This window comes from Pseudomonas syringae group sp. 247E2, from assembly GCF_032587795.1.
GTDB classification, from domain to species: Bacteria; Pseudomonadota; Gammaproteobacteria; order Pseudomonadales; family Pseudomonadaceae; genus Aquipseudomonas; species Aquipseudomonas amygdali.
Map to the genome: position 1 here is coordinate 196,492 of NZ_JAWHPK010000008.1, position 26,616 is coordinate 223,107.

A 26,616-nucleotide genomic window follows, 5' to 3' on the forward strand; every position below is an offset into this window, starting at 1 on the left:
TGAACAGGGTGTGACCCTGACTGAACCTCTTGCCGACCTGTCTGGTCGGCAACGCTCGTCGACTCGGACGAATTCTCTCTGAGCCCGTGCATCTCAGACACACGAGCTTCATGCCTGCACGGGCTTTATGAGAGAGAACGCACCCCATGTCCGAATCGGAAAATTCCCGGGCCCCGCTTCAAGGATCACAGACCGACGGCACACCTGCGGGTGGCTGGCCTGCGCTCAGTGCGGTCAACAAGCACCTGTTGCACCAGCATGTGCTGATCAAGGGCAACCGCACGCTGCTGTCCATGAACAAGCCCGGCGGCTTTGATTGCCCCAGCTGCTCCTGGCCGGACCCAAAAAAACCGCACACGTTTGAATACTGCGAGAACGGTGCCAAGGCACTGGCTTGGGAATCGACCAAAAAACGCGTGACGCCTGAGTTCTTCGCCCGGCATACAGTCAGCGAACTGGCGACCTGGAGCGATCACGAGCTGGAAGCAGAAGGCCGTATCACCGAGCCGATGCGCTACGACGCCGCCACAGACAAATACCTGCCCGTCACCTGGGACGAAGCGTTCGCCGAGATCGGCGCAGAGCTGCGCGGCCTGAGCGATCCGTGGAAGCTGGAGCTGTACACCTCCGGGCGCACGTCGAACGAAGCCGCCTTTCTGTATCAGCTGTTCGGTCGGCTGTACGGCATGGCCAACTTCCCTGACTGCTCGAACATGTGCCATGAAACCACCACTGCGGCGCTGCCCGAGTCGATCGGGGTCGGCAAGGGCACCACGACGCTGGAAGATTTCGAGAACGCCGACGCGATTTTCATCATTGGTCAGAACCCCGGAAGCAACAGCCCGCGCATGATGTCCGAACTGCACGCGGCCGCAAAACGGGGTGCCAGTATCATCTCGTTCAACCCGCTGCGGGAAAGGGCGCTGGTACGCTTTGCGGCGCCGCAGGACCCGCGCGACATGCTCAGCCTTCATGGCGTAGAGATCAGCTCGCAGTACCATCAAGTGAGAATCGGCGGCGACATGATCGCCCTGCAAGGCGTTTGCAAGGCCGTGATCGAAGCCGACGACGTGGCGCAGCGTGAAAACCTGCCGCGCGTCCTTGATGTGGCGTTCATTGAAGAACACACCCATGGTTTTGAGCAGTACGCCAATTATTGCCGACAGTTGCCCTGGGACATCATCGAGCGCCATTCGGGCCTGACGCGCCAGGCCATCGAAGAGGTGGCTGCGGTTTATAAGCGCTCGAAGGGGGTCATCTGCTGCTGGGGGATGGGCATCACTCAGCACAAGCGTGGCGGTGATGCGATGCAGCAGATCATCAACCTACTGCTATTGCGCGGCAACATCGGCAAGCTCGGTGCGGGGGCTTGCCCGGTGCGGGGGCATTCCAACGTACAGGGCGACAGGACGATGGGCATCTATGAAAAGGCCGGCGAACCGTTTCTGGCCAGCATGAGCAAGGTGTTCGGTTTCGAGGCGTCCAGAAAAAAAGGCCATGCCGTGGCCCAGACCTGCGAAGCCCTGTTGCGTGGCGAGGTGGAAGCACTCATTTCCATGGGCGGTAATTTATTCCGCGCCATTCCGGACACCGATGTGATCTGCCCGACCGTCAGCCGTTTGAAAATGACGGTGCTGGTCAACACCAAACTCAACCGCAGCGCGACGGTGCATGGTCAGAAGGCCTTTCTGCTGCCATGCGTGGCGCGTTCGGAACGCGACCTGCAGAACGGCGTGGCGCAGACCATTACGGTGGAGGACGCGATGTCGATGGTGCACGGCTCGACCGGCATGCTCGAGCCTGCGTCGAAGCATCTGATTTCCGAAGTCGCCATCATCGCCGGTATCGCCAAAGCGACGCTTGCGCCCAATCCCAAGGTGGATTGGGACAGTTATGTGGGCGACTACGCCAGGATTCGCGACAAGATCGAAGAAGTGTTGCCCGAGCAGTTTTATGACTTCAATCAGCGCATCCTAGAACCCGGAGGTTTTCGATTGCCCAATGCCGCCAGTGAGCGCAAGTGGGACACCGAGTCGGGCAAGGCCAACTTTCTCTTTCCTGAAGGCGTCTACGACGAAGACGACACGCCGCCGGGCGCGGAGCATTTGCAGTTGATGACGATCCGCAGCCATGACCAGTTCAATACCACGGTGTATTCCAACGATGACCGTTATCGGGATATCTACGGCGACCGCATGGTGGTGATGCTCAACCCACAGGACATCGAACGCCTGGGGCTGAAGGCCGGGGACTACATTGAGTTTCAGACAGCGCTCGACCCGACCACGACGCGGCGTGCACCGGGTTTCAAAGTCATCCCCTACGACGTGCCGCAAGGCTGCTGCGCAGCCTACTACCCGGAAACCAACGGGCTGCTGCCACTGGCCAACCGGGATAAACACGGCAACACCCCTGCGGCCAAATCCATCCCGGTGAACCTGGTGCGGATGAGTTCGGAGGGGACGCAAGTGGCGCTGGAACGGCGCGGGTTGATTGCGGCGGCCAGTTGAGGGAAACACTATCGTGCGGCGCTCCGCGTCCGATCTTGAATGCGCGGCGCAGCGCAAATCTGTGACGCGGAGCGTCACGCACGGCATTCCCACGCTGGAGCGTGCGGAACGATAACCTGACTATCGTGCGGCGCTCCGCGTCGCATGCAGTTCTGGACGCTCTGCGTCCGATCTTGAATGCGCGGCGCAGCGCAAATCTGTGACGCGGAGCGTCACGCACGGCATTCCCACGCTGGAGCGTGCGGAACGATAACCTGACTATCGTGCGGCGCTCTGCGTCCGATCTTTCCTAGTACCAGCGCGCTTCGCCTGCCGGGCGTTTCTTGAAGCGTTTCATGGTCCACATGTACTGGCTCGGGTAGGCCCGCACGTATTTCTCGACCACTTTGCTCATCGCCGCTGCCGAGGTTTCGGTGTCGGTGCTGTACATGGCTTCAGGGGCCGCTTCGAGTACCACTTTGTAACCCGAGCCGTCCGGCAGGCGCATGGCGTGCAGGAACACACCCACTGCCTTGCCGCCCGCCAGCATGTTCGGCACAAACTTGCTGGTCAGGGCCTGGGTGCCGCAAAAGGGTACGAAGATACCCGCAGACTCAGCCGGCTCCGGGTCGGCCGGAATACCTACAGAACCGCCTTTGCGCACTTCCTTGATGACACTGAGAATGCCTTCCTTGGTCGACGCCGCCACCCGGTTGCCCAACTGCACACGCTGCTTGCGCAAAAGGTCGTCGACCGCCTTCAGCTTCGGTGGACGATAGAAAATGATCGGCTTGCACTGGCTGCAATAGAAGTGATTAAGCACTTCCCAGTTGCCCAGGTGGCTGGTGATGCCAACCACGCCCTTGCCGGACGCCAGCGCGTCCTTGAGCACATCAAGCCCTTCGACTTCACGCACCAGGTTGATCGATTTCTGCGCAGGCCAGATCCACGCACAAGCGCTTTCGGTCAAGGTCTTGCCGATGTCCATGAGGCTGCGGCCAACGAGCTTTTCCAGCTCGGGCTCGCTCAACTCGGGGAAGCACTTGGACAGGTTGATCCGTACCACTTCGCGCGAACGGTTGGGCAACTTCCACATCAGCCAGCCAATCGTAGTGCCTGCCCATTGCACCGCGCGCCACGGCAACAGCGCAAACAATCGCAACGCCCCGACCATTACGGCGCCTTTGAACTTATCCACAGATGACTCCCAGATTCTCGAGGCGGGTAGTGTAACCGTCAGCGGCTCAGGATCGCATACCGATCACAATCTACAGTGTGATCCATGACCATACCGCTGGCCTGCATATACGCATAACAGATGGTCGGGCCGACAAACGTGAAGCCGGCCTTTTTCAGCGCCTTGCTCATCGCTTCGGCCTCGGCGGTAATCGCCGGAACTTCGCTGCGATCCTTGAAATGGTTGATCTTCGGCTCGCCACCGACAAACGACCAGAGCAGACCGACCGGGTCTTGCAGCGCCAGCCAGGCCCGCGCATTGGTGCGCACGGCCTTGAGCTTGAGGCGATTGCGGATAATGCTCGGATCGAGCATCAGCGCCTCTATTTCGGCATCGCTCAGCTGCGCCAGGCGCTCGACGTCAAAGCCGTGCAGCACTTCGCGATAACGCGCCCGACGCTTGAGAATCGTGATCCACGACAACCCGGCCTGGAACCCTTCGAGCAAAAGCAACTCGAAGAGCTTCTGCGCATCGCGCAGCGGCACTCCCCACTCCTGATCGTGATAAGCGATGTACAGGGGGTCTTCGTTGCACCAAAAGCAGCGTGTCATAGGGCTCCCAAGGAGTGGACGTGCGGCCGAATCGGGTATACTCCCGCTCTTTGAATCGCAGCCCAGCACAGGTGAAATTTGTGAGCCAGCCTACGCCAGCCGTGCGTACCTTCCAAGACTTGATCCTCGCCCTCCAGCAATACTGGGCAGAACAAGGTTGCGTGGTACTTCAGCCCTACGATATGGAAGTAGGCGCCGGCACGTTCCACACTGCCACGTTTCTGCGCGCCGTAGGCCCGGAAACCTGGAACGCCGCTTACGTACAGCCAAGCCGTCGTCCGACTGACGGCCGCTACGGCGAAAACCCGAACCGCCTGCAGCATTACTATCAGTTCCAGGTGATTCTCAAGCCCAACCCGGACAACTTCCAGGAACTGTACCTGGGTTCGCTCAAGCACATCGGCCTCGATCCGCTGGTGCACGACGTGCGCTTCGTCGAAGACAACTGGGAATCGCCGACGCTGGGCGCCTGGGGTCTGGGCTGGGAGATCTGGCTCAACGGTATGGAAGTCTCGCAGTTCACCTACTTCCAGCAGGTCGGCGGTCTGGAGTGCTACCCGGTTACCGGCGAAATCACTTACGGCCTTGAGCGTCTGGCCATGTACCAGCAGGGCGTGGACTCGGTCTACGATCTGGTCTGGGCTGACGGCCCTTTCGGCAAAGTGACTTACGGCGACGTGTTCCATCAAAACGAGGTGGAACAGTCGACCTACAACTTCGAACACGCCAACGTCGACAAACTGTTCGAACTGTTCGATTTCTATGAGAGCGAAGCCGCACGTCTGATCGAGCTGGAGCTGCCGTTGCCGGGCTATGAAATGGTCCTCAAGGCCTCGCACACCTTCAACCTGCTGGATGCCCGCCGCGCGATTTCCGTGACCGCGCGTCAGCAATACATCCTGCGCGTACGCACGCTGGCCCGCTCGGTGGCTCAGGCCTACCTGCAGGCCCGCGCCCGTCTCGGTTTCCCGATGGCGCCGCCCGATCTACGCGATGAAGTGTTGGCCAAGCTGGAGGCAGCGCAATGAGTGCTCAAGATTTTCTGGTTGAACTGGGCACTGAAGAACTGCCACCCAAGACCCTCGTTTCCCTGGCAGATGCATTTCTGGCCGGTATTGAAAAAGGCCTGTCGGGCGCAGGTCTGACCTACAGCGCCAAACAGGTCTACGCTGCACCGCGTCGCCTGGCAGTGCTGATCACCGCGCTTGCCACACAACAGCCGGATCGCAGCGTCAACCTCGACGGCCCACCGCGTCAGGCAGCCTTCGATGCGGACGGCAACCCGACGCAGGCAGCACTGGGCTTCGCCAAGAAGTGCGGCGTCGACCTGAGCGAAATCGATCAGAGCGGCCCGAAACTGCGCTACAGCCAGACCATCCTTGGCAAGCCGACCACGTCGCTGCTGCCAACCATTGTCGAAGACTCGCTGAACGACCTGCCAATTGCCAAGCGCATGCGCTGGGGTGCCCGCAAGGAAGAGTTCGTGCGTCCGACCCAGTGGCTGGTAATGCTGTTCGGTGATCAGGTGGTTGACTGCACGATCCTCGCCCAGAGCGCGGGTCGTCATTCTCGCGGTCATCGCTTCCATCACCCGCAAGACGTGCGTATTTCTTCGCCTGCCGGGTACCTCAGCGACCTGCGCGCCGCGCATGTGCTGGCCGACTTCAATGAACGTCGGCAGATCATCAGCAAGCGCGTCGACGAGCTGGCCACCCAACAGGAAGGCACCGCCATCGTGCCCCCAAGTCTGCTGGACGAAGTGGCCGGTCTGGTCGAATGGCCGGTTCCGCTGGTGTGTTCATTCGAAGAGCGCTTCCTGGAAGTCCCTCAGGAAGCCTTGATTACCACCATGCAGGACAACCAGAAATACTTTTGCCTGCTGGATGCCGAAGGCAAGTTGCTGCCGCGCTTTATCACCGTGGCCAACATCGAGAGCAAAGACCCGGCGCAAATCGTTGCCGGTAACGAGAAGGTGGTTCGTCCACGCCTGACTGATGCCGAGTTCTTCTTCAAGCAGGACAAGAAGCAGAAGCTGGAAACCTTCAACGATCGCCTGAAAAACGTCGTGTTCCAGGCGCAATTGGGTAGCGTGTTCGACAAGGCCGAGCGTGTCTCGAAACTGGCCGCCTACATCGCCCCACGCATCGGCGGCGACGCCCAGCGTGCTGCACGGGCTGGTCTGCTGTCCAAGTGCGACCTGTCGAGCGAAATGGTCGGTGAGTTCCCGGAAATGCAGGGCATTGCCGGTTACTACTACGCCAAGGCGGACGGCGAGCCTGAAGATGTCGCGCTGGCGCTCAACGAGCAGTACATGCCACGTGGCGCGGGCGCCGAACTGCCGACAACGCTGACTGGCGCTGCGGTGGCCATCGCCGACAAACTCGACACGCTGGTCGGTATCTTCGGTATCGGCATGCTGCCCACCGGCAGCAAAGACCCCTATGCGCTGCGTCGTGCTGCATTGGGCATCCTGCGTATTCTGATCGAGAAGAAGCTCGACCTGAATCTGGTAGAAACGGTGAAATTCGCAGTCACGCAGTTTGGCGCGAAGATCAAGCCTGCCGGTCTGGCGGAGCAGGTACTCGACTTTATCTTCGACCGTCTGCGCGCGCGTTATGAAGACGAAGGCGTCGATGTGGCTGTGTACCTCTCGGTACGTGCGCTGCAACCTGCTTCGGCGCTGGATTTCGATCAGCGTGTTCAGGCGGTCCAGGCTTTCCGCAAACTGCCACAGGCCGCTGCACTGGCCGCGGTGAACAAGCGCGTATCGAACCTGTTGAGCAAGGCCGAGGGCAGTATTGCCCAGACCGTCGAGCCCAAGTATTTCGACAACGCCAACGAGTTTTCGCTGTACTCGGCTATTCAGCAGGCTGACCACGCGGTCCAGCCGATGGCTGCCGAGCGTCAATACAGCGAATCGCTGGCGCGTCTGGCGATGCTGCGTGAGCCGGTCGATGCATTCTTCGAAGCGGTAATGGTCAACGCGGAAGACGCCAATGTGCGCGCCAACCGCTATGCCTTGTTGTCGCGTTTGCGCGGCCTGTTCCTTGGCGTTGCCGATATCTCGCTGCTGGGCTGAGAAGGGGTCGATGGTGAAACTGCTGATACTTGATCGAGACGGAGTCATCAACCATGACTCCGATGCTTACATAAAGTCAGTGAAGGAGTGGGTGCCCATTCCCGGCTCGATCAAGGCTATCGCAGATCTGAGCAAGGCCGGCTGGACGGTGGCCGTCGCCACTAACCAGTCGGGCATTGCCCGAGGTTATTATGATCTGGCCACGTTGGACGCCATGCATGAGCGCTTGCGCAAGCTGGTGGCAGAGCAGGGTGGCGAGGTCGGTTTGATCGTCTACTGCCCGCATGGGCCAGACGATGGCTGTAGCTGCCGCAAGCCCGAACCCGGCATGCTGCAGGCCATCGTCACTCATTACGCAGTAGACCCCAAAGGTCTCTGGTTCGTGGGCGACAGTAAAGGTGACCTACAGGCCGCTTTGGCCGTCGATTCTCAGCCTGTGCTGGTGATGACCGGCAAAGGTCGTAAAACGATGGAAGGCGGAGTGCCGGCAGGCACGTTGATTTTTGACGATCTGGCGGCGGTTGCCGCAGAACTTATCCACAACAGCGCTTCACTGAACAGTTAGCTAGTCAGGTTCAGGACGCTCAAGGAGCGGGCACCTGCCCGTACGGTAAACGTAACTATGTCGATCATGCAGGCAATCAGGACCTTCGTCTTTTACCTGTTGCTGGGCACCAGCTCTTTGCTGTGGTGCACATTGAGCTTTTTCATTGCGCCTTTTCTGCCGTTCAAAGCTCGCTATCGCTTCATCAACGTCTATTGGTGCCGCTGCGCCATCTGGCTGACCAAGGTGTTCCTGAACATCCAGGTTGAAGTGACTGGCGCAGAAAACGTACCGAAAACGCCCTGCGTAATCATCTCCAACCATCAGAGCACCTGGGAGACCTTCTTCCTGTCGGCGTACTTCGAGCCGCTGAGCCAGGTCCTCAAGCGTGAGTTGCTCTACGTGCCGTTCTTCGGCTGGGCCATGGCGATGCTGCGCCCCATTGCCATTGACCGCGATAACCCTAAAGCCGCACTGCGGGAAATAGCCAAGAAGGGCGACGAGTTGCTCAAAGATGGCGTCTGGGTATTGATCTTCCCGGAGGGCACACGCGTGCCTTACGGACAGGTCGGAAAATTCTCTCGCGGCGGTACTGCGTTGGCGGTAAACGCTGATCTGCCAGTCCTGCCTATCGCTCACAACGCTGGCAAATACTGGCCTCGGGATGGCTGGGCGAAAAAGCCAGGCACTATTCAGGTAGTGATTGGCGAACCGATGTACGCAGAAGGTACAGGCCCGCGCGCCATTGCTGCGTTGAATGACCGTGTACAGGCCTGGAATGAGGAAGCACAGCGCGCGATGGGCTCGCCTGTTACACCAGCAGCAAGTCCTGAAAAAGTGCCAGCGTGATTTTGTGGATAACCTGTGTACGGTTTTTCTGAAATCCGCCAAAAAGCTTGGCTAACTCTTTAATTCGTATACATATTTTTTCAGGCTATAAAAACCGGAAAAAAGTGCATAAGTTTTGGTGATGTATCAAAAACCGACCTCAAAAAGGTCGGTTTTTTTTGCGTGGGCTAACGCCCGAGGCGAAGCCGATTTCAGTCAGGCCAACGTACCGCTCCAATATTTCTGAAAGGGCAGAAGGGGTATGTCCCGTTCACTCTGGCTGCAACTTTCCCTCAAAAGATGAGTTTCTGATAAAGAAAGCAGATCTGCTTTCAGGGATGTAGACCGTAACGTGTGTAGGGTAGTGGGCACCTAATTCCGGACACAGCGTTAGTTTCTTCTCGGATTAAGCGGTTGCCTGGTCCGTTATTGAAAAGGGTGGCCGGATCCATTAATGCGTCGAATAGTCACTAATGTCCCAAAGCTGTGGTGTTCCACGTGGAACACCGGTCGCAAGTTTTCTCAGCTTCAACACGCACACAGTTGTTGAGGGTGACCACGTCGATGTAAGCACGGCAGTCGCTGTGGAACGTCGCTCCTCGTTTCACTCAGAAATCTGCCACCTTACCCCATGCTGAACCGTGGAAACGGTCTGGGTGATAAGGTTTAGGATCAACGATAGGGGCGACACCACTGACAATGTCAGCGATCAGATGACCTGCTCCTGGTCCAATACCGAAACCATGGCCGCTGAATCCGGCGGCGAGGACGAGGCCGGGCAGGCTGGCGATTTCACCGATCCCGGGCACACCATCAGGTGTGCTGTCGACATAACCAGCCCAGGCTGCGTTGACCGATGATTGCTTGAGAGCGGGGACCATCGCCACCGCGCGCTTGTAGGTCAACTCCACCGCAGAGGTATCTACCTTGGGATCGAGTATGCGCATCTTCTCCATAGGTGTCGGTTGGTCGAGACGCCACTTGCCACGGCCCTCGTGACCTGAGCGCAAGCCTTCCAGACCTCCCGGCGCCAGATTGCGCCAACGGCGCCCAAACATGGGCAGGAACTGCGCAGCAAACCCGAACAACTGTGGGGTAGGATCAACCCTTCCACGGCCACTGATTGCCAGAGTGTAGCTACCGTCATGACGGCGAGTCATGGAAACATTTGAAGTATGCAATGCTGGCACCAACTCACCGGTCGGCGGGGACACTGACATTACCGTCTGGCGAATAGTGGCTTGGGGAAAACTGATACCGTACTGGCGACAGAACGAAGAAGCCCATGCGCCTCCGGCAAGTACCGCGAGCCGGGTACGAATGGTGCCGTGCTCGGTGACCACGGCAGACAATCGCCCACCTTCGGTTTCCAGCCCCCGAGCGGCGCAACCTTGATGCACGGTGCCGCCAAGCGCCATAATCGCTCGCGCAACAGCTGGTGCTGCACGAGATGGATCGGCAGTACCATCCGTAGGCGCATAGACTCCGCCCTTCCATTGCTTGCCTGTAGCCTTGCCGCGTTCAGCGGCCTGCTGGGCGGTCAACATGTAAGTCTGGACACCTACAGTACGGGCAAATTCTCCCCAGCGCGCCCATCCCGCAAGTTCTTTCTCGTCGTTGCTCAAGTAAAGCAGGCCACAGCGGGTGAAGCCTGTCTGCTCGCCGCTCTGCTTGGCAAACTGCTCCCACAGGTCCAGACTTTTGGTTGCCATCGGCAGCTCCCGGGCATCCCGATTCTGCTGCCGGCACCACCCCCAATTACGACTCGATTGCTCGGCACCGATACGGCCTTTTTCAACCAGAGCGACCTTCATGCCGCGCAGGGCGAGGTAGTAGGCGGTGAAGCTGCCTATTATGCCGCCGCCAATTACAACTACATCCGCCTCCAAGGGAAGCTTGGGGGAGGTCTCGACGGGGATCAGAGGTGCGGGCATTTTTGCTATTCCTGCCAATATCGTAGTGATACGTGCAGCCTTGAGCGGCTGCGATATTGATCAGGTTAATCGCTCAGCGAAATCATCTGCGCTGAAGTTCTCCGCGCAAACGTACGGATCGACTGTTTTGGCCACTCTAAACGGCAGATTCATTCAACGTTCATCGTGGCCAAGTCCATAAGATCGTTACGACACAGGATAGGCCTGAAAGACACTCAAATGAAAAAGGCCAACCCTGGGGTTGGCCTTATCAAGCCGAAATCACCATGGAGGGATAACGGCTAGCTTTTCTGTGAAGCTACACGTCCATCAGAAGTCCAGGTTGGACACTGCCAGCGCATTGCTCTCGATGAAGTCACGACGTGGCTCAACCGCATCACCCATGAGGGTGTTGAAGATCTGGTCAGCGCCAATGGCGTCTTCGATCGTCACTTTCAGCATACGGCGCACACTTGGGTCCATCGTGGTTTCCCACAATTGGTCCGGGTTCATTTCACCCAGTCCTTTGTAGCGCTGGATGGTGTGGCGCTTGGTGCTTTCGGCCATCAACCAGGCGAGGGCTTCCTTGAACTCGGTGACAGGCTTCTTGCGCTCGCCACGTTGTACATAGGCACCTTCTTCCAGAAGTGTGCTGATCTGCAGTCCCAGAGCGGTAACGGTCTTGTAGTCATTGCTGCCGAAGAAGTCACGGTTGAAGGTGACGTAGTTCGACAGACCATGAGAGATCAGTTCTACCTCTGGTAGCCAGACGTTACGTTCACGGTCTTCACGCAGGCTGGCCTTGTAGACCAGACCCGATTTCTCGCCGGTGCGCAGACGCGCGTCGAACAGTGCCAGCCAGGCCTGCATGCCCTCGTGGTCGGAAAGTTGCTCCAACGAGATCGGCGGCAGGTAGACGAAGTGTTCGGTCAGTTCCTGTGGATAAAGACGCGACAGACGCTTGAGAGTCTTCATGACCATGCGGAAGTCATTGACCAGTTTCTCCAGCGCAGTACCAGAGATGCCCGGTGCCGATTCGCTGAGGTGCAGGCTGGCGTCTTCGAGGGCCGATTGGGTCATGTACTCTTCCATGGCCTCGTCGTCCTTGATGTACTGCTCCTGCTTGCCTTTCTTGACCTTGTACAGCGGTGGCTGAGCGATGTAGATGTAGCCACGCTCGATCAGCTCAGGCAACTGACGGAAGAAGAAGGTGAGCAGCAGGGTACGGATGTGCGAGCCGTCGACGTCAGCATCGGTCATGATGATGATGTTGTGATAACGCAACTTGTCGATGTTGTACTCTTCACGGCCGATGCCACAGCCCAGCGCGGTGATCAAAGTGCCCACTTCCTGGGAAGAGATCATCTTGTCGAAACGCGCTTTTTCAACGTTCAGGATCTTGCCCTTGAGTGGCAGGATCGCCTGAGTTCTACGGTTACGCCCCTGCTTGGCTGATCCGCCAGCAGAGTCCCCTTCCACCAGGTACAGTTCGGAGAGGGCAGGGTCCTTCTCCTGGCAGTCGGCAAGCTTGCCCGGCAAGCCAGCGATATCCAGTGCACCTTTGCGGCGAGTCATCTCGCGAGCCTTGCGCGCTGCTTCGCGGGCACGGGCTGCGTCGATCATCTTGCCAACGACGGCTTTGGCTTCGTTCGGGTTTTCCAGCAGAAAGTCGGAGAAGTACTTGCCCATCTCCTGTTCCACTGCAGTTTTGACTTCGGACGAAACCAGTTTGTCCTTAGTCTGCGAGCTGAATTTCGGATCAGGTACTTTGACCGAAATGATCGCAGTCAAACCTTCACGCGCATCGTCGCCGGTGGTCGCGACCTTGTGCTTCTTGGCCAGACCTTCCTGCTCAATGTAGTTGTTCAGGTTACGCGTCAACGCGGAACGGAAGCCCACCAAGTGAGTACCGCCATCACGCTGCGGAATGTTGTTGGTGAAGCACAGCAGGTTCTCGTTGAAGCTGTCGTTCCACTGCAGGGCAATTTCGACACCGATTCCATCATCACGCTGGATGTTGAAGTGGAACACTTCGTTGACCGGCGTCTTGTTGGTGTTCAGGTATTCAACGAAGGCACGCAGACCGCCTTCGTATTTGAACAGCTCTTCTTTGCCGCTGCGCTCGTCCTTGAGGACAATGCCAACACCGGAGTTCAGGAAGGACAGTTCGCGAATCCGCTTGGCCAGGATGTCCCAGCTGAAGTGGATATTCTTGAACGTGTCAGCAGAAGGCTTGAAGTGGATCTGAGTGCCCGTGGTGTCACTTTCACCGACGATTTTCATCGGTTCCTGTGGAACACCATGCACGTAGGTCTGTTCCCAGATCTTGCCGCTACGACGAACCGTCAGCAGCAGAAGTTCTGAAAGGGCGTTAACAACCGACACACCTACACCGTGCAAGCCGCCGGATACTTTGTAGGAGTTGTCATCGAACTTACCGCCAGCGTGGAGCACGGTCATGATGACCTCGGCTGCCGACACGCCTTCTTCTTTATGCACGTCTACCGGAATACCGCGGCCGTTGTCGCGCACGGTGATAGATTCGTCTGGATGGATGATGATGCTGATGTCGTCGCAATGGCCTGCCAATGCTTCGTCGATCGAGTTATCAACCACCTCGAACACCATGTGGTGCAGACCGCTGCCATCGTCTGTATCACCGATGTACATTCCGGGACGCTTGCGTACGGCATCAAGTCCTTTCAGCACCTTAATGCTGGACGAGTCGTACGTTTGGTTTTCGCTCATGCAATCACTCCCGATGGTCGTGGGTCTGGGTGATACGGCCTTGTTCCACGTGGAACAAAGCGACTGGCGTTTCCGTCTGCCAGCCTTCCCTCAAAAATTCTTGATCTACACAGGTGATAAACACCTGGCAGCGTAATTCTTCCAGCAAGCGGCAAAGCGCGCGTCGATGGTTGTCATCCAGTTCGGAGGGCAAGTCATCCACCAGGTAAATACACTGGCCGCGACGGACCTGGCTGACCAAGTGTCCCTGAGCAATACGCAATGCGCAGACCACCAACTTTTGCTGACCGCGAGACAATATATCCGCCGCGTTATGAGCGCCTAATCTAAGGCGCAGGTCAGCTCGTTGTGGTCCAGCCTGGGTGTGGCCCATTTGCTGATCACGATGCAGGGAAGAGGCGAGCACTGTACTCAGCTCTTTTTCCTTGTCCCATCCTCGGTAATAGCTCAGGGTCAAACCTTCAAGCTCAACAAGTTCGCTCAAAGTCTGTTCAAAAACGGGCTTCAATGCCTTGATATAGGCGCGACGGAATTCATCTATTTCGTCACTTGCCGAGCACAGCTCTCGGTCCCATGCCGCCTGTGAAGCGGCGTCAAGTGTACCATGCCGAAGCCACGAGTTTCGCTGCTTGAGGGCCTTCTGCAGGCGCTGCCAAGTGACCATGAAGCGAGGTTCCACGTGGAACACTCCCCAATCCAAAAACTGCCTGCGTATCTTCGGAGCACCTTCCAGCAATCTGAAGCTGTCCGGATTGATCAGTTGCAGCGGCAATATTTCAGCAAGCTGAGCGGCACTTCTCGCATTCTGCCCGTCAATACGAATCTGGAATTCGCCTTGTCGGTCGCGCGAAACTCCGAGATTGCTGTGACCACCTTGCGCAAGATCGACCTGTCCGAAGACGGTGCAGGAGGGCTGCTCGTACTGGATGACAGGAAGCAGTCGACTGCTACGAAACGAACGCGCGATCCCCAGCAGGTGGATGGCTTCCAGAACACTGGTTTTGCCACTGCCGTTTGCGCCGTAGAGGATATTGATACGCGGGGAGGGGGAGAGGGTCACCGGGTGCAGATTGCGCACCCCGGTGACCGAGACGCGACTAAGAGACATCTAGGTTGCGCTGGACATGAAGTTACAGACGCATCGGCATGACAACGTAGGCGGAATCGTCGTTATCCGACTCTTGCACCAAGGCGCTGCTATTGGAGTCCGACAGAATCAGACGTACCTGCTCGGTCGTCATCACACCCAACACGTCGAGCAGATAGCTCACGTTAAAACCTATCTCCAGCGAATCGCCGTTGTACTCGACGCTGATTTCTTCCTCTGCCTCTTCCTGCTCTGGGTTGTTGGCCTGAATTTTCAATTGACCACTGGCCAATTGCAGGCGGATACCGCGGTACTTCTCGTTGGACAGAATTGCGGTGCGACTGAACGCTTCGCGCAATGCCTGACGGTCACCCAGCACCAGTTTGTCGCCGCCTTTGGGCAACACGCGCTCATAATCCGGGAATTTTCCATCGACCAGTTTGGAAGTGAAAGTGAACTCGCCGGTAGTCGCGCGGATGTGATGCTGACCCAGAACGATGCTGACCATACCGTCCTGCTCAGTCAGCAGGCGCGCCATCTCGAGAATGCCTTTGCGCGGGACGATCACCTGATGACGATCGGCATGTTCGATATCGGCAGACATCGAGCACATCGCCAGGCGGTGACCGTCAGTAGCGACGGCGCGCAAAATACCGGCACTCACTTCAAGCAGCATGCCGTTGAGGTAGTAGCGAACATCCTGCTGGGCCATCGCAAAGCTGGTGCGTTCAATCAGGCGGCGCAACTTGCTCTGCACCAGATTGAAGGTCAACGAGCCCGGGCCTTCTTCCACTGTCGGGAAATCATTGGCAGGCAACGTGGACAGAGTAAAACGGCTACGACCTGCCTTGACGATCAGCTTCGAGTCATCGAGTTTGATATCGATCAGCGCGTCATTGGAAAGGCTTTTGCAAATGTCCATGAGCTTGCGCGCAGGAACCGTGATTTCTCCAGGTTCGGCGGGCTCTTCCAGCTGGACGCGGCCAACCAGTTCGACTTCCAGATCCGTACCGGTCAGCGACAGTTGCTGACCTTCGACGACCAGAAGCACATTGGAAAGAACCGGCAAGGTCTGGCGGCGTTCTACCACGCCGGCGACCAATTGCAGGGGTTTCAACAGGGCTTCGCGTTGAATGGTGAAATGCATGGTCTAGTCCCTTGCCTTAATAAGCTGCACTGGCGTTATCACGTAGTCAGAGTGCGCAGCAGGTTCTTGTAGTCCTCGCGGATATCCGCATCGGATTCCTTGAGCTCGTTGATCTTTCTGCAGGCGTGCAAGACAGTCGTATGGTCCCGACCACCAAATACGTCACCGATTTCCGGGAGACTGTGGTTGGTGAGTTCCTTGGAAAGCGCCATTGCAACCTGGCGAGGCCGGGCAACAGAACGGGAACGACGCTTGGACAGCAGATCGGAGATCTTGATCTTGTAGTACTCGGCGACAGTACGCTGAATGTTATCCACACTCACCAGCTTGTCCTGCAACGCCAGCAAATCTTTCAGCGATTCGCGAATCAGTTCGATGGTGATGTCGCGGCCCATGAAGTGCGAGTGAGCGATGACACGCTTGAGCGCGCCCTCCAGCTCTCGAACGTTGGAGCGAATCCGCTGGGCAATGAAGAACGCCGCGTCATGAGGCAGATCGACCTTGGCCTGATCCGCTTTCTTCATGAGGATAGCCACGCGGGTTTCCAGCTCCGGAGGCTCGACAGCAACTGTCAGACCCCAGCCGAAACGCGACTTGAGTCGTTCTTCAAGGCCTTCGATTTCTTTCGGATAGCGGTCGCTGGTCAGAATGACCTGTTGCCCGCCCTCCAGCAGCGCGTTGAACGTGTGGAAAAACTCTTCCTGTGAACGTTCCTTGCGAGCAAAAAATTGAATGTCATCGATCAGCAATGCATCGACTGAACGGTAAAAGCGCTTGAACTCGTTGATTGCATTGAGCTGCAAGGCCTTGACCATGTCTGCGACGAAGCGCTCCGAGTGCAGGTAAACAACCTTGGCGTTCGGATTCTTCTTCAGCAGGTGGTTACCCACAGCATGCATCAAGTGGGTTTTACCAAGACCTACACCGCCATAAAGGAACAGCGGGTTATAGCCGTGCTTGGGATTATCGGCAACCTGCCAGGCTGCAGCGCGTGCCAGCTGGTTGGATTTACCCTCGACAAAATTCTCGAACGTGAACGTGCGGTTCAGGTAACTGGTGTGCTTGAGCGCGCCTTCGACCTGCACGGTACGTTGCTCCGCACGAGCGGGTGCCTGTTGCGAGCTGGCACCAGCCATTGGGTCGAAGCTGTCGCGTGAAGGCTCATCGTGTGCTGCAACGTTCTGAACCGGTGCAGGCACCGCGACAGGAGCAGCCGGAGCAGCCGGAGCAGCCATGGCGGGTGCAGACGACGAGACGCTGCTGACCGAATTGGCAGACAGCGCCTGGGACGCCGCGGCAGCTAATGGCGCATTCGGAGCGGCACGCGGTGCAGAGCTGCGCTTGCTTCCTATTAATAAGGAAAGGGCAGGCGCCATGCCTTGGCCATGCTCGCCAAGAAGCTCCAGCAAACGGCCGAGGTATTTTTCGTTGACCCAATCGAGAACAAAACGATTCGGTGCGTACACACGCAACTCGTCGCCTTCGGCTTCGACCTGTAGCGGACGGATCCAAGTGTTGAATTGCTGGGCAGGCAGCTCATCGCGCAAAAGCTCCACGCACTGCTGCCAAAGTTCCACTGACACGGATATCCCCTGAGTTGAAAGCCGGTGAGGCAAAAACAGCCGCCATTGTAACGATCCGCAGACGACTTATCCACATGTAGGTTGCTCACAGGCAGCTATAAATCAACGATTTATGCAGTGGTCACACGACAAACGGTCAAATCGTGAGCTCTGTGGATAACCCCTCTTCAGCCCATTGCATAAGTCAGGGTTAAACTCTGTGCATAACTCGCCTGTGGATAAAACCGCATTCCATGCACAGCTTTTCCGACCGTGTGGCACAGGCAAAGCACCGCTTCTGGACAATCTTTCTTTTCGCTGTACACATTGAATTACAAGGGCTATAGGATGTTATCCACAGAAAACAGCTACGTAAGAGTTATAAGCTTTATAAAGAAGCTTTAAATACTCTCTTCTTTTTATTTCTATAACTGACACGAGCCCGACTGCTCCAAATCGAGTGCCAGCGGGAAATTACCTATAAAAGACGCGTATGAAGAAAAGCTGGTTGGAAATTGACCTGCGGGCCTGCTTTCTCTAGAATCCCCGGTCTCTTAAAACGGGGGCCATTCCGGCCCGTAGTGGACGAACCAGGTAACACGCCATGAAACGTACTTTCCAACCCAGCACTATCAAGCGCGCCCGCACCCACGGTTTCCGTGCACGCATGGCCACCAAAAACGGCCGCGCAGTCCTTTCGCGTCGTCGTGCCAAAGGCCGTAAGCGTCTGGCAGTTTGATAAATCGGCACAGGAGGTGAGTCGAGACTTCAGTCGGGAAAAGCGTTTGCTGACTCCCCGGCATTTCAAGGCAGTCTTTGACTCCCCTACCGGCAAGGTTCCGGGGAAAAATCTCCTGCTCCTTGCGCGCAACAACGACCTTGATCATCCCCGTCTGGGGCTGGTGATAGGTAAAAAGAGCGTCAAGCTCTCCGTCGAGCGCAATCGCTTGAAACGCCTGATGCGCGAATCATTTCGCCAACACCAAGACAGTTTGGTCGGTTGGGATATCGTTATCGTCGCGCGTAAAGGTTTGGGTGACGTAGAAAACCCTGAACTGATTCAGCATTTCGGCAAGCTCTGGAAACGTCTGGCGCGTAGCCGACCCATTCCGGAAGAAAAATCCGAACCTGCAGGGGTAGACAGTCCAGATGCGTAAACTGGCACTCGTTCCGATCCAGTTTTATCGCTATGCCATTAGCCCGCTGATGGCCAGTCACTGTCGTTTCTACCCCAGTTGCTCCTGCTACGCGTATGAAGCCATCGAAAATCATGGCCTTTTGCGCGGTGGCTGGCTGTCAATTCGTCGCCTGGGTCGCTGTCACCCATGGAATCCCGGTGGTTATGACCCGGTTCCAGCTGTCCCCACCTCCCGTTCTTCTTCGATGGCCGAGTAATCATGGATATTAAACGCACGATCCTGATCGTCGCCCTGGCAATCGTGACCTACGTCGGGGTTCTGAAATGGAACCAAGACTATGGCCAGGCTGCCATGCCGACCCAGAATGTTGCAGCCAGCACCACCGCACCGGGTATTCCGGACACGGCCGCTGGTACTAATGGTTCTGCAAGTGCCGATGTTCCAAGCGCAAGCGCTACGGCCAATACGGCTGCAGCACCTCTTGAAACTCCGGCCGTAGCCAGCAAAGACCTTATCCACGTCAAGACCGATGTGCTCGATCTGGCGATCGATCCGGTGGGTGGCGACGTCGTTCAGCTTCGTTTGCCTCTGTACCCGCGTCGTCAGGATCGTCCTGACGTTCCGTTTCAGTTGTTCGACAACGGCGGCGAGCGTACTTTTCTGGCACAAAGCGGCCTGACCGGGACCAATGGTCCTGATGCACGCGCTGCCGGTCGTCCGGTTTACACCTCCACACAAAAGACTTATCAACTGGCTGACGGCCAGGACACGATGGTCGTGGATCTGAAATTCTCGGAAAACGGCATCAACTACATCAAGCGCTTCACCTTCAAGCGCGGTCTGTACGATCTGGTCATGACTTACGTTGTGGATAACCAGAGCGCACAACCCTGGGCCGGTAATCTGTTCGCGCAATTGAAGCGTGACGCCAGCTCCGATCCTTCTTCGACGACTGCTACCGGTACAGCCACCTATCTGGGTGCTGCCCTGTGGACTGCGGCCGAGCCGTACAAGAAAGTGTCGATGAAAGATATCGACAAGGGTCAGGTCAAGGAAACTGTCCAGGGCGGTTGGGTGGCATGGCTGCAGCACTACTTCGTGACTGCGTGGATTCCGGATCACAACGCCACCAACGCTGTTCAGACCCGCAAAGACAGCCAGGGCAACTACATCATCGGCTTCACCAGCCCGACTCTGTCGGTTGCACCAGGTGCACAAGGTGAAACCAGCGCTACCCTGTATGCAGGTCCAAAAAGCCAGGCGGTACTCAAAGAGTTATCCCCAGGTCTGGAGCTGACCGTCGATTATGGTTTCCTGTGGTTCATTGCCCAGCCTATCTTCTGGCTGCTGCAACATATCCACGCCATTCTCGGTAACTGGGGCTGGTCGATCATTGTTCTGACCATGCTGATCAAAGGCCTGTTCTTCCCGTTGTCCGCAGCCAGCTACAAGTCGATGGCACGCATGCGCGCCGTGGCTCCCAAGCTTGCACTGCTGAAGGAACAACATGGCGATGATCGCCAGAAGATGTCCCAGGCAATGATGGAGCTGTACAAGAAAGAAAAGATCAACCCGCTGGGTGGATGCTTGCCGATTCTTGTCCAGATGCCGGTTTTCCTTTCGCTGTACTGGGTACTCCTGGAAAGTGTGGAAATGCGTCAGGCTCCCTGGATCCTGTGGATAACCGACCTGTCGATCAAGGACCCGTTCTTCATCCTGCCGATCATCATGGGCGCGACGATGTTCATCCAGCAGCGTCTGAACCCGACTCCGCCGGACCCGATGCAGGCCAAGGTCATGAAAATGATGCCAATCATTTTCACGTTCTTCTTCCTGTGGTTCCCTGCCGGTCTGGTTCTGTACTGGGTTGTGAACAACACCCTGTCGATCGCTCAGCAGGCTTACATCACTCGCAAGATCGAAGCGGCTACCAAGAAAGCAGCTGCCTGATCTAACCTGTGAATAAGTTCTACAAGACGCCCCCTCGTGGGGCGTTTTGCTATCCGTCATTTGTCCGGGAGCCGGAGCATGAACGTTCCTCGTGAAACCATTGCCGCCATTGCCACAGCCCAAGGGCGTGGTGGTGTCGGTATCGTCCGGGTGTCAGGTCCTTTGGCCAGCAAGGCTGCTGAAGCCATTATTGGCCGGACGCCAAAGCCACGATTTGCCCATTACGGGCCTTTTGTCGACGAAGCCGGACAGACCCTCGATGAGGGGATCGCGCTGTATTTTCCGGGGCCCAACTCATTCACCGGCGAAGACGTACTTGAGCTTCAGGGCCACGGCGGCCCCATCGTTCTGGACATGCTGCTGCAGCGCTGTCTGCAATTGGGTAGCCGCCTGGCACGGCCGGGAGAATTCAGTGAGCGTGCGTTCCTCAATGACAAACTCGATCTTGCCCAGGCAGAAGCCATCGCTGACTTGATTGAGGCAAGTTCTGCACAGGCAGCGCGCAATGCACTGCGCTCGTTGCAGGGCGCTTTTTCGCGGCGTGTGGATAACTTGACCGAGAAGTTGATCAGCTTGCGCATCTATGTGGAAGCTGCAATCGACTTCCCCGAGGAGGAAATCGACTTCCTTGCCGATGGCCATGTCCTGAATATGCTAGATGACGTGCGTGCTGAGTTATCCACAGTGTTGCGTGAAGCGGGGCAGGGTGCCCTGTTACGCGACGGGATGACCGTTGTGATTGCCGGGCGTCCCAATGCAGGCAAATCCAGCTTGCTGAATGCTCTGGCGGGCAGAGAAGCGGCCATCGTCACCGAGATCGCCGGCACTACGCGCGATGTGTTGCGTGAACATATCCACATCGACGGGATGCCGTTGCACGTCGTAGACACAGCAGGCCTGCGTGATACCCAGGATCAGGTAGAAATGATCGGCGTGCAGCGCGCACTCAAGGCCATCGGTGAAGCTGACCGGATTCTGCTGGTTGTGGATGCAACGGCACCCGAGGCTGCCGACCCGTTTGCTCTGTGGCCGGAGTTCCTTGAGCAACGTCCGGATCCGGCGAAAGTCACGCTGATCCGCAACAAGGCAGATTTGAGTGGAGACCACATTGATCTGCAAACCAGCGTAGATGGCCACGTCACTATCAGCCTGAGCGCCAGGTCAGAGGGCGAGGGGCTTGAACTGCTGCGTGAGCACCTCAAGGCCTGCATGGGCTATGAGCAAACCTCGGAGAGCAGCTTTAGCGCACGTCGACGCCATCTTGAGGCACTGCGCCATGCCAGCGACTCGCTGGAGCACGGCAGGGCTCAACTCACCCTGGCAGGCGCTGGAGAGCTACTGGCCGAAGACCTTCGTCAGGCACAACAAGCGCTTGGCGAGATTACCGGCGCATTCAGCTCCGACGACTTGCTTGGCAGAATCTTCTCCAGCTTCTGCATCGGCAAGTGACTACCGCTGAATGAAGTCAGGCGTGACCCGCACCGGGGTCATGCCTTTTCAGGCGTCACAAGACGCTTTTTTAGTCGCGTCGTTATCCACACGGTCTGCCATTTCCCCACTAACGTTCCCCACATGCTGAATTTGCCTAACAAAAATCCTCGGCGAAGCGATTTTCTGCGCCTGATTTTTGCTGACTGGGCGCTTTTATGCAGATTAAGCCCTGTGAATAACTGCCCTTCAGCTCGGTGGGTAAGCAGGGTGCAAACCTGAAGATAAACTGCCCTGTGGACAAGTGGCTATCTTATCAACAGGCTCAAGTCGGTTATCCAACCCCCTCATCCCTACATGAACACAGACTTTTGATTCTCTGTACACATCGAATATAAAGGCTTGTAGAGATCTATCCACAGAAATCATGCTCAGTAAGAATAAACATAAAAACAAGGCTTTATAAACTTTCTTTCCTTTTTATTTTCTTTATTCGTGAGTTTTCCACAGCTGGTTAAATTTTGTCCAACGGGTTTCATTCAGGTGGGGTAAGTCCCTATACTTGTCAGCTATCCCAATTTCTCATCGACAACAGGCACGAGGTGCGTGGTGGATTTCCCTTCCCGTTTTGAAGTGATCGTCATCGGTGGCGGTCATGCCGGTACCGAGGCCGCACTGGCGTCGGCGCGCATGGGTGTCAAAACCCTGCTGCTGACGCACAACGTGGAAACGCTCGGCCAGATGAGCTGCAACCCGGCCATCGGTGGCATTGGCAAAAGTCACCTGGTCAAGGAAATCGACGCCCTTGGCGGTGCGATGGCCATGGCTACTGACAAGGGTGGCATCCAGTTCCGTGTGCTGAACAGTCGCAAGGGCCCGGCTGTACGGGCTACTCGTGCTCAGGCAGATCGCGTGCTGTACAAGGCAGCCATCCGCGAAACGCTGGAAAATCAGCCGAACCTGTGGATATTTCAGCAAGCCTGTGATGACCTGATCGTCGAACAGGACCAGGTGCGCGGTGTAGTGACCCAAATGGGGATGCGCATATTTGCCGATTCGGTTGTATTGACCACCGGTACATTCCTGGGTGGACTTATCCACATCGGCATGCAGAACTACTCTGGCGGACGCGCAGGCGATCCTCCATCGATCGCACTGGCTCACCGCTTACGTGAACTGCCACTGCGGGTAGGTCGCTTGAAAACCGGGACGCCGCCACGCATTGATGGCCGCTCGGTCGATTTCTCGGTGATGACCGAGCAACCGGGTGATACGCCGATTCCGGTCATGTCGTTCCTGGGCTCCAAAGAACAACATCCGCCGCAGGTCAGTTGCTGGATTACCCACACCAACGCCCGGACTCACGAAATCATTGCGTCCAACCTTGATCGATCGCCGATGTATTCCGGCGTGATCGAGGGGATTGGCCCGCGCTACTGCCCTTCGATCGAGGACAAGATCCACCGGTTTGCCGACAAGGAAAGCCATCAGGTCTTCATCGAACCAGAGGGGTTGACCACGCACGAGCTTTATCCGAACGGTATCTCCACATCGTTGCCATTTGACGTGCAACTGCAGATCGTCCAGTCGATTCGCGGCATGGAGAATGCACACATCGTTCGTCCTGGTTACGCCATCGAATATGACTATTTCGACCCTCGTGATCTGAAATACAGCCTGGAAACCAAGGTTATCGGCGGTTTGTTCTTTGCCGGTCAGATCAACGGCACAACCGGTTATGAAGAGGCCGGTGCCCAGGGTTTGCTGGCCGGGACCAATGCCGCGCTGCGCGCACAGGGTCGAGACAGCTGGTGCCCGCGTCGCGATGAAGCGTACATCGGCGTTCTGGTCGACGACTTGATCACGCTCGGTACGCAAGAGCCTTACCGGATGTTCACGTCCAGGGCCGAATACCGGTTGATCCTGCGTGAAGACAACGCGGACCTGCGACTCACCGAAAAAGGCCGCGAACTGGGTCTGGTCGACGATGCCCGCTGGGCTGCGTTCTGCACCAAACGCGAAAGCATCGAGCTGGAAGAACAGCGCTTGAAAAGTACCTGGGTGCGCCCGGGTACCGCGCAGGGCGATGCGATTGCAGAGCACTTTGGCACGCCGCTGACCCACGAATACAATCTGCTCAACCTGCTGACCCGTCCGGAAATCGACTATGCCAGTCTGATTGCCCTTACCGGGCAGGGCTGCACTGACCCTCAGGTAGCCGAGCAGGTCGAGATCAAGACAAAATACGCCGGTTACATTGACCGCCAGCAGGACGAAATCGCCCGTCTGCGCGCCAGTGAAGACACGCGTCTGCCGGAAGACATCGATTACGCCGCGATATCCGGCCTGTCGAAAGAAATCCAGAGCAAGCTGGGGATAACTCGGCCAGAAACACTCGGACAGGCTTCGCGCATTCCTGGCGTTACGCCGGCGGCTATTTCGCTGTTGATGATCCATTTGAAAAAACGCGGCGCGGGCCGTCAGTTGGAGCAAAGCGCTTGAGTTCTATGGTCACCCCGCAACACGCCCAAGAGTTATCCACCGGTGCCCGGGAATTGGGGATCGACCTCAGTCCGGCGCAGCACGAGCAATTGCTGGCGTATCTGGCGTTGTTGATCAAGTGGAACAAGGCCTACAACCTGACTGCAGTCCGTAACCCGGACGAAATGGTATCGAGGCATCTGCTCGACAGTCTCAGTGTGGTGCCCTTCATCGAAGGTACACGCTGGATCGACGTCGGCAGCGGCGGTGGGATGCCTGGCATTCCCATGGCCATCCTGTTTCCGGAGCGCAAAGTGGCGCTGCTGGACAGCAACGGCAAGAAGACCCGGTTTCAGACACAGGTCAAACTGGAGCTGAAACTGGACAATCTTGAAGTTATCCACAGCCGTGCAGAAAACTATCAGCCTGATGCGCCGTTCGACGGGATCATTTCCCGGGCGTTCAGCAGCCTTGAAGACTTCACGGGCTGGACTCGCCATATGGGCGACGTGAATACACGCTGGCTGGCAATGAAAGGGCTGCATCCTGACGATGAGCTGGTAGCATTGCCCTCGGATTTTCACCTCGATAGCGCACACGCCTTGACCGTTCCGGGTTGCCAAGGCCAACGCCATCTGCTGATACTGCGCCGCACGGCATGACTGGGAACACAAGCAAGAATGGCTAAGGTATTCGCGATAGCGAACCAGAAAGGTGGGGTCGGCAAGACCACCACATGCATCAACCTCGCCGCATCGCTGGTCGCGACCAAGCGCCGTGTGCTGCTGATCGATCTCGATCCCCAGGGCAACGCGACCATGGGCAGCGGTGTGGATAAACATAACCTGGAAAACTCCGTCTACGACCTGTTGATCGGCGAATGCGATCTGGGCGAGGCCATGCAGTTTTCCGAGCACGGCGGGTATCAACTGCTTCCGGCCAACCGTGATCTGACGGCGGGTGAAGTGGTTCTGCTGGAAATGCAGATGAAAGAGAGTCGTCTGCGCAATGCGCTGGCGCCGATCCGCGAAAATTACGATTACATTCTCATCGACTGCCCACCTTCGTTGTCGATGCTGACCCTGAACGCGCTGGTTGCGGCAGACGGGGTAATTATCCCCATGCAGTGCGAGTATTTCGCGCTCGAGGGTCTCAGCGACCTTGTGGATAACATCAAGCGCATCGCTGAACTGCTCAATCCGCAGCTGAAAATCGAAGGTTTGCTGCGCACCATGTATGACCCGCGTCTGAGCCTGATCAACGATGTTTCGGCACAGCTCAAGGAACACTTTGGCGAGCAGTTGTACGACACGGTGATCCCGAGGAACATCAGGCTGGCCGAGGCGCCGAGTTTCGGCATGCCGGTGCTGGCGTATGATAAATCGTCTCGCGGTGCGCTGGCCTATCTGGCCCTGGCAAGTGAACTGGTTCGTCGTCAACGTCGCGGCGCAAAAACCGCTCAGCCAACCTAAGGAATTCCCATGGCCGTCAAGAAACGAGGTCTCGGACGTGGGTTGGACGCACTTCTGAGCAGTCCAACCGTCAGTTCGCTGGAAGAGCAGGCCGTCAAGGCTCCGCCAAGTGAGTTGCAGCATGTGCCGCTGGACCTTATCCAGCGCGGCAAGTATCAGCCGCGCCGCGACATGGATCCTCAGGCGCTCGAAGAACTGGCGCAGTCGATCAAGTCACAGGGTGTGATGCAGCCGATCGTGATTCGGCCTATCGGCGACAACCGCTTTGAAATCATCGCCGGTGAACGCCGTTGGCGTGCCAGCCAGCAGGCAGGTGTCGAGACAATCCCGGCGATGGTCCGTGATGTTCCGGACGAGACCGCGATTGCGATGGCGTTGATCGAGAACATTCAGCGCGAAGACCTCAACCCTATCGAGGAGGCCATGGCGCTACAGCGCCTGCAGCAGGAGTTTCAACTGACCCAGCAGCAGGTGGCGGATGCCGTCGGCAAGTCGCGTGTCAGTGTGGCCAACCTGTTGCGCCTGATTGCCTTGCCTGAAGCCATCAAGACCATGCTGTCCCACGGCGACCTGGAAATGGGGCATGCACGCGCCTTGCTCGGTCTGAGCGAAGATCGGCAGGTCGAAGGTGCGCGACATGTTGTCGCACGCGGGCTTACCGTGCGCCAGACTGAAGCACTGGTCAGGCAGTGGCTGAGCGGTAAGCCGGAGGCTGCCGAACCAGTCAAGGCCGACCCTGATATCAGCCGCCTCGAACAGCGTCTGGCCGAGCGTTTAGGCTCTGCGGTGCAGATTCGCCACGGACAGAAGGGCAAAGGCCAATTGGTCATCCGATACAACTCGCTGGATGAGCTGCAAGGAGTGCTCGCTCACATCCGCTGAAACAATTGCTCTGTAGCGTATAGTCGGAAATCACTACCCGACTGTTGAATAGGGGCTGAACCGCCCCTATACTCTGCGC

Annotated in this window: 21 protein-coding genes; 14 read left to right on the forward strand and 7 right to left on the reverse strand. The window is 57.2% G+C overall.

Features of this window, described 5'->3' with window-relative positions:
* Positions 1-146: 146 nt before the first annotated feature.
* Positions 147-2,510, forward strand: a complete 2,364-nt coding sequence (locus RYC18_RS08215) for an FdhF/YdeP family oxidoreductase (protein WP_010199574.1) — start codon at positions 147-149, stop codon at positions 2,508-2,510.
* Between the two features lie 289 nt (positions 2,511-2,799).
* On the opposite strand, the gene RYC18_RS08220 is transcribed toward RYC18_RS08215, so the two are convergent.
* Both RYC18_RS08220 and RYC18_RS08225 read right to left on the reverse strand, forming a co-directional pair.
* Positions 2,800-3,687 carry a lysophospholipid acyltransferase gene (locus RYC18_RS08220; protein ID WP_005743949.1) on the reverse strand — a complete coding sequence of 296 codons (888 nt, stop codon included), beginning with the start codon at positions 3,685-3,687 and terminating at the stop codon, positions 2,800-2,802.
* Positions 3,688-3,725: 38 nt separating this feature from the next.
* Complete coding sequence (locus RYC18_RS08225; protein ID WP_005743950.1) at positions 3,726-4,277, reverse strand: DNA-3-methyladenine glycosylase I; 552 nt, start codon at positions 4,275-4,277, stop codon at positions 3,726-3,728.
* Between the two features lie 80 nt (positions 4,278-4,357).
* Here RYC18_RS08225 and glyQ point away from each other — a divergent pair, with 80 nt between their 5' ends.
* The 4 genes from glyQ to RYC18_RS08245 are packed head-to-tail and all read left to right on the forward strand — an operon-like array spanning position 4,358 to position 8,749.
* Positions 4,358-5,305 (forward strand): glycine--tRNA ligase subunit alpha, encoded by a 948-nt coding sequence (gene glyQ, locus RYC18_RS08230; RefSeq protein ID WP_002551326.1) that lies wholly within the window; start codon positions 4,358-4,360, stop codon positions 5,303-5,305.
* Complete coding sequence (gene glyS, locus RYC18_RS08235) at positions 5,302-7,356, forward strand: glycine--tRNA ligase subunit beta (RefSeq protein WP_002551325.1); 2,055 nt, start codon at positions 5,302-5,304, stop codon at positions 7,354-7,356. The genes glyQ and glyS overlap by 4 nt, the downstream gene beginning before the upstream one ends.
* Before the next feature lie 10 nt (positions 7,357-7,366).
* Entirely contained in the window at positions 7,367-7,921 is a 555-nt protein-coding gene (gmhB, locus tag RYC18_RS08240; RefSeq protein ID WP_005743953.1) for a D-glycero-beta-D-manno-heptose 1,7-bisphosphate 7-phosphatase, read from the forward strand.
* Positions 7,922-7,978: 57 nt separating this feature from the next.
* On the forward strand, positions 7,979-8,749 hold the full coding sequence (locus RYC18_RS08245) for a lysophospholipid acyltransferase family protein (protein ID WP_005743954.1): 771 nt from the start codon (positions 7,979-7,981) through the stop codon (positions 8,747-8,749).
* Positions 8,750-9,336: 587 nt separating this feature from the next.
* Here the strand turns inward: RYC18_RS08245 and RYC18_RS08250 are convergent.
* From RYC18_RS08250 to dnaA, 5 genes are all read right to left on the reverse strand, one after another.
* Positions 9,337-10,662, reverse strand: coding sequence for an NAD(P)/FAD-dependent oxidoreductase (locus RYC18_RS08250; protein WP_005743955.1), 1,326 nt, complete (start codon positions 10,660-10,662; stop codon positions 9,337-9,339).
* Between the two features lie 309 nt (positions 10,663-10,971).
* On the reverse strand, positions 10,972-13,389 hold the full coding sequence (gene gyrB, locus RYC18_RS08255; protein ID WP_010199585.1) for a DNA topoisomerase (ATP-hydrolyzing) subunit B: 2,418 nt from the start codon (positions 13,387-13,389) through the stop codon (positions 10,972-10,974).
* Positions 13,390-13,393: 4 nt separating this feature from the next.
* Positions 13,394-14,497, reverse strand: a complete 1,104-nt coding sequence (gene recF / locus RYC18_RS08260) for a DNA replication/repair protein RecF (RefSeq protein ID WP_005730098.1) — start codon at positions 14,495-14,497, stop codon at positions 13,394-13,396.
* A 22-nt stretch (positions 14,498-14,519) separates the two neighbouring features.
* Positions 14,520-15,623: a DNA polymerase III subunit beta gene (dnaN, locus tag RYC18_RS08265; RefSeq protein ID WP_003367826.1), complete on the reverse strand. Its 1,104-nt coding sequence runs from the start codon at positions 15,621-15,623 to the stop codon at positions 14,520-14,522.
* 38 nt (positions 15,624-15,661) lie between these two features.
* Entirely contained in the window at positions 15,662-17,206 is a 1,545-nt protein-coding gene (gene dnaA, locus RYC18_RS08270; RefSeq protein ID WP_016981473.1) for a chromosomal replication initiator protein DnaA, read from the reverse strand.
* Between the two features lie 583 nt (positions 17,207-17,789).
* Here dnaA and rpmH point away from each other — a divergent pair.
* The 9 genes from rpmH to RYC18_RS08315 all read left to right on the forward strand — a co-directional run bounded on the left by rpmH (position 17,790) and on the right by RYC18_RS08315 (position 26,537).
* Positions 17,790-17,924 carry a 50S ribosomal protein L34 gene (gene rpmH, locus RYC18_RS08275; protein WP_002551315.1) on the forward strand — a complete coding sequence of 45 codons (135 nt, stop codon included), beginning with the start codon at positions 17,790-17,792 and terminating at the stop codon, positions 17,922-17,924.
* Positions 17,925-17,940: 16 nt separating this feature from the next.
* Positions 17,941-18,342, forward strand: coding sequence for a ribonuclease P protein component (gene rnpA, locus RYC18_RS08280; protein ID WP_002551314.1), 402 nt, complete (start codon positions 17,941-17,943; stop codon positions 18,340-18,342).
* Positions 18,335-18,580, forward strand: coding sequence for a membrane protein insertion efficiency factor YidD (gene yidD, locus RYC18_RS08285; protein ID WP_002551313.1), 246 nt, complete (start codon positions 18,335-18,337; stop codon positions 18,578-18,580). The genes rnpA and yidD overlap by 8 nt, the downstream gene beginning before the upstream one ends.
* Before the next feature lie 2 nt (positions 18,581-18,582).
* Positions 18,583-20,274 carry a membrane protein insertase YidC gene (gene yidC / locus RYC18_RS08290; RefSeq protein ID WP_005781340.1) on the forward strand — a complete coding sequence of 564 codons (1,692 nt, stop codon included), beginning with the start codon at positions 18,583-18,585 and terminating at the stop codon, positions 20,272-20,274.
* A gap of 78 nt (positions 20,275-20,352) precedes the next feature.
* Positions 20,353-21,723, forward strand: a complete 1,371-nt coding sequence (gene mnmE, locus RYC18_RS08295; RefSeq protein WP_016981474.1) for a tRNA uridine-5-carboxymethylaminomethyl(34) synthesis GTPase MnmE — start codon at positions 20,353-20,355, stop codon at positions 21,721-21,723.
* 588 nt (positions 21,724-22,311) lie between these two features.
* Entirely contained in the window at positions 22,312-24,204 is a 1,893-nt protein-coding gene (mnmG, locus tag RYC18_RS08300; RefSeq protein ID WP_005756465.1) for a tRNA uridine-5-carboxymethylaminomethyl(34) synthesis enzyme MnmG, read from the forward strand.
* Positions 24,201-24,845 (forward strand): 16S rRNA (guanine(527)-N(7))-methyltransferase RsmG, encoded by a 645-nt coding sequence (gene rsmG, locus RYC18_RS08305; protein WP_316885116.1) that lies wholly within the window; start codon positions 24,201-24,203, stop codon positions 24,843-24,845. The genes mnmG and rsmG overlap by 4 nt, the downstream gene beginning before the upstream one ends.
* An 18-nt stretch (positions 24,846-24,863) precedes the next feature.
* Complete coding sequence (locus RYC18_RS08310; RefSeq protein ID WP_002555991.1) at positions 24,864-25,655, forward strand: ParA family protein; 792 nt, start codon at positions 24,864-24,866, stop codon at positions 25,653-25,655.
* Between the two features lie 9 nt (positions 25,656-25,664).
* Positions 25,665-26,537 carry a ParB/RepB/Spo0J family partition protein gene (locus RYC18_RS08315; protein ID WP_002555990.1) on the forward strand — a complete coding sequence of 291 codons (873 nt, stop codon included), beginning with the start codon at positions 25,665-25,667 and terminating at the stop codon, positions 26,535-26,537.
* The last annotated feature ends 79 nt before the right edge of the window (positions 26,538-26,616 follow it).